The 10,044-nt window shown below is 38.9% G+C and carries 11 protein-coding genes; 4 read left to right on the forward strand and 7 right to left on the reverse strand.

Annotated elements, in window-relative coordinates; genetic code table 11:
• The first annotated feature begins 171 nt into the window (after nt 1-171).
• Together ACR2F7_RS06660 and ACR2F7_RS06665 are read left to right on the forward strand one after the other, a co-directional pair.
• Nucleotides 172-954: an N-acetylmuramoyl-L-alanine amidase family protein gene (locus tag ACR2F7_RS06660; protein ID WP_432712801.1), complete on the forward strand. Its 783-nt coding sequence runs from the start codon at nt 172-174 to the stop codon at nt 952-954.
• Nucleotides 955-966: 12 nt separating this feature from the next.
• A complete protein-coding gene (locus ACR2F7_RS06665) occupies nt 967-1,920 on the forward strand; it encodes an MlaD family protein (protein WP_432712802.1) in 954 nt (317 codons plus the stop codon).
• 17 nt (nt 1,921-1,937) lie between these two features.
• On the opposite strand, the gene ACR2F7_RS06670 is transcribed toward ACR2F7_RS06665, so the two are convergent.
• Genes ACR2F7_RS06670 through ACR2F7_RS06685 form a run of 4 tightly spaced genes read right to left on the reverse strand, consistent with a single transcriptional unit; the run spans nt 1,938 to nt 5,206 of the window.
• Nucleotides 1,938-2,849 carry a ribonuclease Z gene (locus ACR2F7_RS06670; protein WP_432712803.1) on the reverse strand — a complete coding sequence of 304 codons (912 nt, stop codon included), beginning with the start codon at nt 2,847-2,849 and terminating at the stop codon, nt 1,938-1,940.
• Entirely contained in the window at nt 2,849-3,241 is a 393-nt protein-coding gene (locus ACR2F7_RS06675; protein ID WP_432712804.1) for an STAS domain-containing protein, read from the reverse strand. Before ACR2F7_RS06675 ends, ACR2F7_RS06670 begins: the two co-directional genes overlap by 1 nt.
• Before the next feature lie 21 nt (nt 3,242-3,262).
• The gene (locus tag ACR2F7_RS06680) at nt 3,263-4,219 is read right to left on the reverse strand and encodes a phosphoribosylaminoimidazolesuccinocarboxamide synthase (protein ID WP_432712805.1); all 957 of its coding nucleotides are present in this window, start codon (nt 4,217-4,219) and stop codon (nt 3,263-3,265) included.
• Nucleotides 4,220-4,246: 27 nt separating this feature from the next.
• Nucleotides 4,247-5,206, reverse strand: coding sequence for a PhoH family protein (locus ACR2F7_RS06685; RefSeq protein WP_432712806.1), 960 nt, complete (start codon nt 5,204-5,206; stop codon nt 4,247-4,249).
• A gap of 101 nt (nt 5,207-5,307) precedes the next feature.
• Here ACR2F7_RS06685 and ACR2F7_RS06690 point away from each other — a divergent pair, with 101 nt between their 5' ends.
• Both ACR2F7_RS06690 and ACR2F7_RS06695 read left to right on the forward strand, forming a co-directional pair.
• A complete protein-coding gene (locus ACR2F7_RS06690) occupies nt 5,308-6,093 on the forward strand; it encodes an SAM hydrolase/SAM-dependent halogenase family protein (RefSeq protein WP_432712807.1) in 786 nt (261 codons plus the stop codon).
• A 28-nt stretch (nt 6,094-6,121) separates the two neighbouring features.
• Nucleotides 6,122-6,637 (forward strand): hypothetical protein, encoded by a 516-nt coding sequence (locus ACR2F7_RS06695; RefSeq protein WP_432712808.1) that lies wholly within the window; start codon nt 6,122-6,124, stop codon nt 6,635-6,637.
• Between the two features lie 4 nt (nt 6,638-6,641).
• Here the strand turns inward: ACR2F7_RS06695 and ACR2F7_RS06700 are convergent, their stop codons facing one another.
• The 3 genes from ACR2F7_RS06700 to serC form a co-directional block, all read right to left on the reverse strand.
• Nucleotides 6,642-7,844 (reverse strand): DUF1015 domain-containing protein, encoded by a 1,203-nt coding sequence (locus tag ACR2F7_RS06700; RefSeq protein WP_432712809.1) that lies wholly within the window; start codon nt 7,842-7,844, stop codon nt 6,642-6,644.
• A gap of 63 nt (nt 7,845-7,907) precedes the next feature.
• On the reverse strand, nt 7,908-8,858 hold the full coding sequence (locus ACR2F7_RS06705) for a D-2-hydroxyacid dehydrogenase (RefSeq protein ID WP_432712810.1): 951 nt from the start codon (nt 8,856-8,858) through the stop codon (nt 7,908-7,910).
• Between the two features lie 4 nt (nt 8,859-8,862).
• Nucleotides 8,863-9,930 carry a 3-phosphoserine/phosphohydroxythreonine transaminase gene (gene serC / locus ACR2F7_RS06710; protein WP_432712811.1) on the reverse strand — a complete coding sequence of 356 codons (1,068 nt, stop codon included), beginning with the start codon at nt 9,928-9,930 and terminating at the stop codon, nt 8,863-8,865.
• Nucleotides 9,931-10,044 lie beyond the last annotated feature (114 nt).

The raw sequence follows: 10,044 nt of genomic DNA on the forward strand, positions 1-10,044 counted from the left end.
GAAATTGGTTTCATCAGTAACCCTTCTGAAGAGGACTATATGAACTCCCCGGAAGGACAAATTGAAATGGTGAATGGTTTATTGAAGGCCATACAACGATATAAAGCTTCTGTTGAACATTAACAGGGCGAAAAACTTTAATTAAGTAATAATAAAATACAGAGAATTGTGATGAGATGGAACAGAAGTTGTTATTTGATGGTTGTTTTGGCGATGATAGGCAGTCAATCCTTATTTGCTCAAAGTAACTACAAAGTATCAACCATAGTGATTGATGCCGGGCATGGTGGAAGAAAACCGGGGGCGGCAGGCTCCTTTTCGTTAGAAAAAAATGTTGCTTTAGCCGTTGCCTTAAAATTAGGCAAGAAATTTGAAGAGGAGATGCCGGGAGTGAAAATCCTCTATACCCGCAAAACAGATGTAGATGTTGATTTTTACAAAAGAGCAGCTATTGCAAATGATGCTAAAGCTGATATATTCATCTCCATACACTGTAATTCCATGCCAGCGAAGAATAGAATTACCAAAGGCACGGAAACTTTTGTTGCCGGGATGCACCGTATAGATGAACAAAATGTCGCCATCAGGGAAAATGCGGATATTAAACTAGAAAAAAATTACAAGGCTAATTACGATGGATATGATCCTAGTGATCCTGAAACATTTATTATCTTATCTTTGTTTAAAAATAAGTTTAGAGATAAAAGCATGCAACTGGCTGGCTTGATCCAAAACAATTATACCCAGGTAGATAAAAGGGTTAACAGGGGGATTAAAGAACAGGGTATATTAATATTACAGCGCTGTGGCATGCCGGCTGTTTTAACTGAAATTGGATTTATCAGCAATCCGGATGAAGAGCACTACATGAACTCTTTTGAAGGGCAGCAGGAAATTGTAAACTCCATATTTAATGCCGTTAAAGTATACAAGAAAAGAAACGATACAAACTAAGTACATACATACGTGAAAATAGCAAACGAAACGAAAGTTGGCATTCTGGCTGCCTCCTCTATAGCCTTATTATTCATTGGATACAATTTTCTTAAAGGAAATGCCATATTTACAGATGAAACAGTACTTTACGCAAGATATTCACGTGTAGACGGATTAGGCGTATCAAAACCAGTATTAATTAATGGCTTCCAGATTGGAAGGGTTGATAAACTGCAGTTACAGCCTAACGGTGAAATTGTAGCCACCTTAAAAATTAACGGACAGTATGATATCCCTACCAATAGTATAGCCCGACTGGAAAGCACTGACCTTTTAGGCAGCAAGGCTATCATTATGGTGTTAGGTAATGACAGGGTTTTTGCAAAGGATGGCGACACGTTAAATGCTAATGTAGAGAAAAATTTGATGGAAGCTGTGCAACCTGTACAGAAGAAAGCTGAAGCCATTATCGAAAAGATGGATTCTATTCTAACCAGTGTAAACACCATTATGAATCCTGATTTCCAGAGAAACGTAAACAAGAGCTTTAACAGCATCGCTGCAACATTGGGTAACCTGGAAAGCACTTCCGTTAAAATCGATAAGCTGGTAGGCACTGAAGGCAGCAGAATTGCCGCCATCCTGACCAATGTACAGTCGATCTCTAATAACTTAAAAAACAACAACGAGAAGATCAATGGTATTTTAAATAACATCAGCAATGTTACCGATCAGGTTGCTGCCGCAAACTTTAAACAGACTATCGACAACGCAAATAAAGCAGTGGCTGATTTACAAAACGTGGTAAGTAAAGTTAATGACGGCAAAGGAAGTTTAGGCTTGTTGATCAATGACAGCAGGATGTATGAAAACCTGAACAGCGCATCTAAAAATCTTGATAATTTAATTATAGACTTGAAAGAGAATCCAAAACGCTATGTACACTTCTCTGTTTTTGGTGGCGGAGGTAAAAAAGATAAATAAGATAAAGGGCAGCAGGATCAAATAGTGATCGTGCTGCCTTCTATTGCTAATACCGTATTTTTAAAGACTGAACTCGCTTCTTCCCATAAAGGTTGAAGCGTTTTGTATCTAGAGGAAAAGTGACCGATTAATAATTGCTGTGCCCCAACCTGTTTAGCAACCTCTGCTGCTTGCAAGGCGGTGCTATGGTGGGTAACATTGGCGCGGTCTAATAACTCATGTAGAAAGGTGGCTTCGTGATACAACAGCGTACAGCTCTTTAACTGTGGAAGATAACTGCCATCGGCTAAAGTGTCTGAACAATAACAATAACACTTAGTTGCTTCGGAGTCTGTGGTGTAATCTTCATTACGTATTACAGTACCATCTGGAAGATCGAGGTTTAACCCTCTTTTTAAAAGCGGGAAGTATTCAATAGGAATATTTTCTGCCTCTAACTTTTCAATGATCAGTTTACGTGCTCTTTTCTGCTGGCTGAATTTGAAACCTGTGCATGGAATTCTGTGGTTGAGCACAATGGTTTCTACCGTCAGGTCTGCATTCTGAAAAATAACCTTGGGAACATCAGCGGTAAGTGCTGTAAATTCTATAGGGAATTTTAAAACGGTTTCAGAATGCCTGAATTGCAGCTCGAGAATTTCGAGCAATGCCGGGGGACCGAAAAGCTTTACAGGTTTCACACGTCCGTTTAAGTGCATGCTGGAAAGCAAGCCTATTAAACCGAAATAATGATCTCCGTGTAAATGGCTGATAAAAATATAATCAATTTTACCAGCCTTTATATTGTATTTAATGAGCTGCTGTTGTGTGCCTTCCGCGCAATCAATCAAATAAAACTTCTCGTTACAATTTAAAAGTTGTGCCGTTGGGTTTCTGTTGTGTACTGGGGTAGCAGAGCTGCTGCCTAAAATGGTAACTTCAAACTTCATTAATTATCCTGATCAAAACTTCCCAACAACTCCTTTTCTATCTCACCCATAAAGATCAGATCTGTGGCTTCCGCAAGCTTGGCCACAATATTTAAAGATTGATTTAAGCCTGATATTTCCAGTATGGCTGCAATGTCTTTCTTTACACCCGTAACCACAAAAAGGCCATTTGCTTTCTTGCATAACCTGTCGCCAATCAATAAGCTACTCAGGTCCTGAGAATCATCGCATTTAATAACTTGCGATAAGTCCAGTACAATGTTGCAATAACCTTCAGCATTCAACAAAATAAACTCAGATTTTAATTGAGGTGCAATCTCGTTGCTAAAGCTTGATTCATTCAAGGTTATAACAACATATTTTTCGTGTTTATCTACTGAAAACTTCATCATCTTAATGTTTATTATACCAAATTACGCTAATAAAATTAACTTATTTACACAAGTCAACACATTCTGTTCAATTCTGTCCAAAATTTGTTCAGCTTCATTCTTTACAAAACGATCGCCGGTAATTTGCTCATAAAGCTCAATGTATCGTTCAGAAATGGAGTCAATGATTGCAGGTGTCATTTCAGGAACTACTTGTCCATCTTTACCCTGAAAGCCATTTTCAATTAACCATTTTCTCACAAACTCTTTTGACAACTGTTTCTGAGGTTCGTCGTTGTCTTGTCGCTGCTGGTAACCTTCTGCGTAAAAATAACGTGAAGAATCAGGTGTATGAATTTCATCGATCAGGTATATGTTACCATCGGCTTTACCGAACTCATATTTGGTATCTACCAGGATCAAGCCTCTTTCAGCAGCCATTTCAGTACCGCGTTGGTAAAGTGCTCTGGTGTAGGCTTCAAGTTTTTCGTAATCTACAAGAGAAACAATACCTTTAGCAAGGATGTCTTCTCTGGAAATATCTTCATCATGGCCAACGGCGGCTTTCGTTGTTGGCGTAAGGATAGGTTCAGGCAACTGGTCGTTTTCTTTTAAACCTTCAGGCAAGGCCACACCACATACTGTTCTTCTGCCAGCACTGTATTCTCGCCAGGCATGACCGGCGAGGTAACCTCTAATCACCATCTCTACCTTAAAGGGTTCACATATCCGCCCTACGGTAACCATTTCATCTGGGACCTCAATAACCCAGTTAGGAACGATATCTTGTGTAGCTGTTAAAAACTTTGCTGCAATCTGGTTGAGAACTTGTCCTTTAAAAGGTATAGCTTCAGGAAGGACTACATCAAATGCGGAAATACGGTCAGTAACCACCATCGCCATAAAACGGTTATCGATGGTATACACATCACGGACTTTACCTTTATAAAAATTAGTCTGTTTTGGAAAATTAAAGTTTGTTTGTTTTATTGCTTTCATTGTTGTGCTGAGCGCGGGTGTATGTAATTATTGAATATCGCCGTAGGCTTTAAGGATCTGTTTAACCAGCTTATGCCGTACAACATCGTCTCCGGTAAGGTATATGATATCAATACCGGGAATGTCTTCTAAGATTCGTAAGGCATTAAATAAGCCAGACATTTGTTTTTTGGGTAAATCTATTTGTGTCACATCACCAGTTACAATGACCTTTGCGCTGGGGCCCATGCGTGTTAACAGCATTTTTAACTGTAAGTCAGTAGAATTTTGGGCCTCATCAAGAATCACGTAACAGTTATCCAAAGTTCTGCCTCTCATAAATGCCAGAGGGGCAATTTCGATGGTACGATTTTCAAGGTACATTTTAAGTCGCTCTGGTGGTATCATGTCATCCAGGGCATCATATAGTGGGCGCAAATAGGGATCTACCTTCTCCTTTAAGTCGCCGGGTAAAAAGCCAAGATTCTCCCCTGCCTCCACCGCCGGACGCGTTAAGATAATTCTTTTGATTTCTTTGTTTTTCAGGGCTCTTACGGCAAGCGCTACCGCCGTATAGGTTTTACCCGTACCTGCAGGTCCAATGGCGAAAAGAACATCATTTTTGACAATACTGGTTACCATTCGGCGCTGGTTTGCTGTACGCGCTTTGACCAACAGGCCATGCGTTCCAAACACAATGACTTCGCCACCTAAACCATTGATATTTTCTTCAGGGACAACATCTGGCAGCCTGCTTTTCAACGATAAAATAGCCTCTACTTCAGTTGAATTCAGGGAGCTGAATTTTTCCAGGTGCTGGATCAGCTGCTGCAATTTAAGTTCAAAAGTATTCAGCTCCTGCTGGTCGCCCAAGGCTTTGATGTCATGACCACGGGCCACGATTTTTAATTTCGGAAAGGCACGTTTGATTAACTCATAATGCTCGTTATGCGTTCCCCAAAAGTGTACGAGGTCTACCGATTCTAGTGTTAATTGTATTTCGTTCAAAATATTGTTTTTTAATAGACGTGTATATTCTGATTTAAAAATTGAATATTTGTACGCGATTTGCCGCTTACGCAAGATTAAGAATAAATATTCAATTTTTAATGGCTATTATCACTTTAACAACAGATTTAGGTTCCAAAGATTTCTATCAGGCTGCTTTAAAAGGCAGTATCCTGACGATATTTCCTGATGCCCAAATTATTGATATTACCCATGAAGTTCCTTCTTTTAACATTTCGTATGCCGCATTTGTTCTAAAGAATGCTTACCCCTATTTCCCTAAGGGCACAGTACACCTCATTGGAATTGATTCTGTTTTCAGTGAGAAAACAAAATACCTTGCCCTTAAATACAATGAACATTTCTTTGTAGGTGCTGATAATGGTATTTTCTCCCTTTTATTTGATGGTCCGCCAGAAGAAATTGTGGAGCTTAACATTATGCAGGACCTTAAATACCTGCACTTTCCACTGGTAGATATTTTTGTTAAAGCTGCCATACACCTGGCTAAATCAGGCAAACTCAAAGAAATAGGTTTACCGGTAGATGGCATTGAAGAGCGGATGCTTTTACACCCTGTTATTGAGCCTAACATGATCAGAGGCAGTGTAATTTATGTAGATACCTTTAGCAATGTCATCACCAATATTACTAAAGACTTATTTTCTAAAGTACAATTGAACAGGGAGTTTACGCTGCACTTTAGAAAAAGCGAAACCATTACCCAACTCAGCTGGCATTATAATGAAGTTGCAGAAGGTGAAAAGTTATGTCTCTTCGGCATCAGTAACCACCTTGAAATTGCCATCAATAAAGGCAAGGCAAGTGGCCTGTTAGGGTTACACCTGGGTGATATTGTGAGGATTGAATTTCACCCTCAGGCATGAAGTTTGCTTAATTTTTAAAAAAACATATATGACAAAATATCTCCTTTTATTCTTCATGCTGTGCTTTTCCGTATCCACTATGGCGCAGGCAGACAGCACAGCCTACCAGCTACAAAGGAATAAGGTAAATGCTCTGTTGACTCAACGCAGTGCTAAATTTGGTCAATACCAGCAAAGTTTAAATGCGCGGACAGGGATTTTTGGCATGCAGACCAAGAAGGACATCAAGAACTCCAACGAGATATTGAGGCAGATTACCCTGAATGATAATAAGATATTTCGGGAGATTAAAGTGCTGATGAACTATAAGGAAATGCAGGTACAACAGGTACAGAATTCTGCAGCTGCCAACAGCGACAGGATGAATCGTTACATGCTGGCCATCAAAAAACTTCAGGACAAGAATCAGCTATTGAGCAAACAACTGGCTGATGCAGAAAAAAATCAACAGGCTTCATTTTATGCGAATATAGGTTTAGCAGCCGCCTTAATTATTTCTTTGCTAATCTTGTTCATCAAAACCAGGAAACAAAAAAGACGTTAGACCATCATTGAGTTAATTGATTGGTAATTAAGCCAACAGGAAATTTAGGTTCTATCCAGGTAGACTTTGGAGGCATAATGCCGTTAGCATCTGCCACGGCTATAATTTGAGCTACTGTAACTGCAAAAAGGGTAAATAATACAGCATGCGTGCCACTGTCTACTTGTTGCTGCAATTGATTGACTGGGATTTTTCCCTCGCAGAAAGTAATTCTCACATCCCTTCGGGGATCTTTAATATCTAAAATAGGCTCGAGGATAAATTGGTGAAGGATGTTTACATCTAACACTTCCACGGGATCATTGGCATTATACAATTCTTTTTTAGGTCGGAGTAAATACCATTTTTGATCCAGGTACATCCCTATTTCATGCATTTCTGCAGGGATGATGGCTTCCGTTTGTTCTTCAAGGTCAAAGTACTCCTGAATAGAAACCAAAAAAACGGAAGGAGTTAGTTCACCAAGGTCTGTTACCATCCGGTTATATGGTAAAACCTTTACTTCATGGGTATTCATGTAGACAGCAGCAAAATAGGTTTGCCTGTTTAACTTAGCCATTGCCGCAATGCGATGGTGGCCATCAGCTATATAAACAACCGGAATTTCCTTAAAAGCATTGATCAATTGTTTGAGGTCAGCCGCCGTAGTAACAGCCCACACCTGATGCTGACTCTTGTTGTCTAATTCAAAGTTAAGAAGTTCAGCCGTATTTATATAAGCAGCAATAAGGCGATCAATAGTTGCATTTGGTGTATAAGTGAGCAATACAGGATTGGCGTCTAACCGGGTTTGTTCTAAGTATTCGGCAAGTTTTTTCTCCAGTCGTTCAACGGTGTTCTCATGTTTCTTAATATGCCCCTCTAAGTAATCTGTAATAGCTGTAATGGTCCAGATACCAGTTTGCGTGAGTCCATCATGAGTAACCCTGTAAATAAAAAGAGTTGGTGGTTCTTGTGTCAACAAGACCTGCTGCTTTAGAAAATGATCAAGATTTTGGTTGATCTTCTTAAACAGCAATTTTTTACAATCTCCTTTAAGGGCAGAATTTTCCAATTCTGGATTGATTAAATGAAAGAAACTGTAGTCATTTGCAGAACAAAGTCGTTTGAGTTCTTCGCTGCTGTAGTTTTCAAGCGGGCGGGTCACAACTTTCCCCTGCAGGTGTGCTGCCGGAATTAAGGCGTTAAACGGTCTTATATTTGGCATGAGAGAGGCATTCAAAAAACAAAAGAAGGAACAACATGGCAGTTCCTTCTTTTGCTTGTTATTTTATTTGGTAAAGTGCGCTATAATTAAGCTAGCTAGTTCAGATCCTATACGCTCTTGGGCTTCATTTGTAGAAGCACCAATATGTGGCGTTAATGAAATTTTAGGATGTTGAAGGATAGCTGCTAAAGGCGTTGGTTCATTATCGAACACATCTAAGCCTGCAAAAGCAACTTTTCCGCTGTCTAAAGCATTAATTAAAGCCTGTTCATCAATGGTACCACCTCTTGAGCAGTTAACAATACCTACACCAGGTTTCATTTGATCAAATTCTTTAGCACCTAAAATAGGTTCAGCCGCGAAAGGTGTGTGTAAACTGATGAAATCACTTTCAGCGATTACTTCTTCGAAAGAAACCGTTTTAACAGGAATATCTACAGAGATATCATCCTGGAAAGTAAGAGAGATATGGCCTGTAAAAGGGTACAAATCGTAACCAATAACATTCATACCCAATCTTAAGCCCATGGCAGCAGTCTCACGACCAATTCTACCAAAACCAATTACGCCTAAAGTTTTACCTTTAAGTTCAATTCCTTTGGCATAAGCTTTCTTAAGGGTATTAAATTGAGTGTCGCCATCAACAGGCATTTTACGGTTTGCGTCCTGTAAAAATCTTGCACCTGTAAATAAGTGAGCAAAAACCAATTCAGCAACAGATAAAGAAGAAGCTGCAGGGGTATTTACTACAGCAACACCTTTTTCACGTGCATATTCAACATCAATATTATCCATACCAACACCACCCCTACCAATTAATTTAAGGTTTGGCACTTGGTCAATTAATTCTTTACGAACTTTAGTAGCACTTCTAACTGTGATGGCATCATAATTTTTTAACGCTTCAACAAGTTTATCCTGAGGTACAGTTTCCGTATCGACAACGAAACCTGCTTGTTCTAATAACGCTTTACCTACGGGATCAATTCCGTCATTTGCTAGTATCTTTATCATTAATCTATTTATTGTGTTTTTCTTCAAATTCCTGCATTAATTCAATTAAAGCGTGAACGCTTGTAATTGGCAATGCGTTATACATGGAAGCCCTGAAGCCACCTACACTTCTGTGTCCTTTGATACCTTCAAAACCATTATCTTCAGCATATTGAAGGAAAGGTTTTTCCAGTTCAGGGTTGTTCATTACAAAACAAACATTCATTCTTGAACGATCTTCAACAGCACAAGTTCCTTTAAATAAGGTGTTTCTGTCAATCTCAGTATATAAAGCATGTGCTTTAGCGATATTTTCTTTTTCAATTTCAGCAACACCACCTTTAGATTTTAACCATCTTAAGTTCAACATAGCAACATAGATAGAAAATACAGGAGGTGTATTGTACATAGAACCGCCATCAATCTGAACTTTGTAGTCCAGCATAGAAGGAATTTTACGGTCAATACGACCTAAAATTTCATCTTTAACGATCACTACGGTTACACCTGCAGGGCCAATATTTTTTTGAGCACCAGCATAAATAAGGTCAAATTTTGAAACATCAATTACACGGCTCATGATGTCTGAAGACATGTCACAAACTACAGGAATTTTAGTTTCAGGGAAGTTGAATATTTCTGTTCCGTAAATGGTATTATTTGATGTGCAGTGGAAATAAGCACTGTCTTCAGGGATAGTAAAATCCTTAGGGATATAAGCGTAATTAGCATCTTTTGATGAAGCAACGATATGAGCAGTACCGAAGTTCTTAACTTCCTGAATTGCTTTTTTCGCCCAAACGCCAGTTTCTAAATAACTTGCGGTAGCGCCATCGGCTAATAAATTCATCGGTACCATTGCGAATTGTAAACTCGCTCCGCCTTGCAAAAATAAAACCGAATAACCTTCCGGTACATTCAATAATTCTTTAACTAATTTTCCTGCCTCTTCTACAACGTTTTCAAATTCTGGAGTACGGTGAGAAATTTCTAGAATTGATAAGCCGTCTTTAAAATCTAAAATAGCCCGGGATGCTTGTTTAAATACTTCCTGCGGTAAAATGCAGGGGCCTGCGCCAAAATTATGTCTCATTTTATATGCTTTTTATTAAGCGTAAATGTAATATTTTTGTGCTTAAAATCAGCTATTTTTACGGAATAGCGTTACAATTCGAGCAAAATTACATTCAAACAAGACTAAAAAACA

It is taken from the genome of Pedobacter sp. (genome assembly GCF_045628745.1).
GTDB lineage: Bacteria > Bacteroidota > Bacteroidia > Sphingobacteriales > Sphingobacteriaceae > Pedobacter.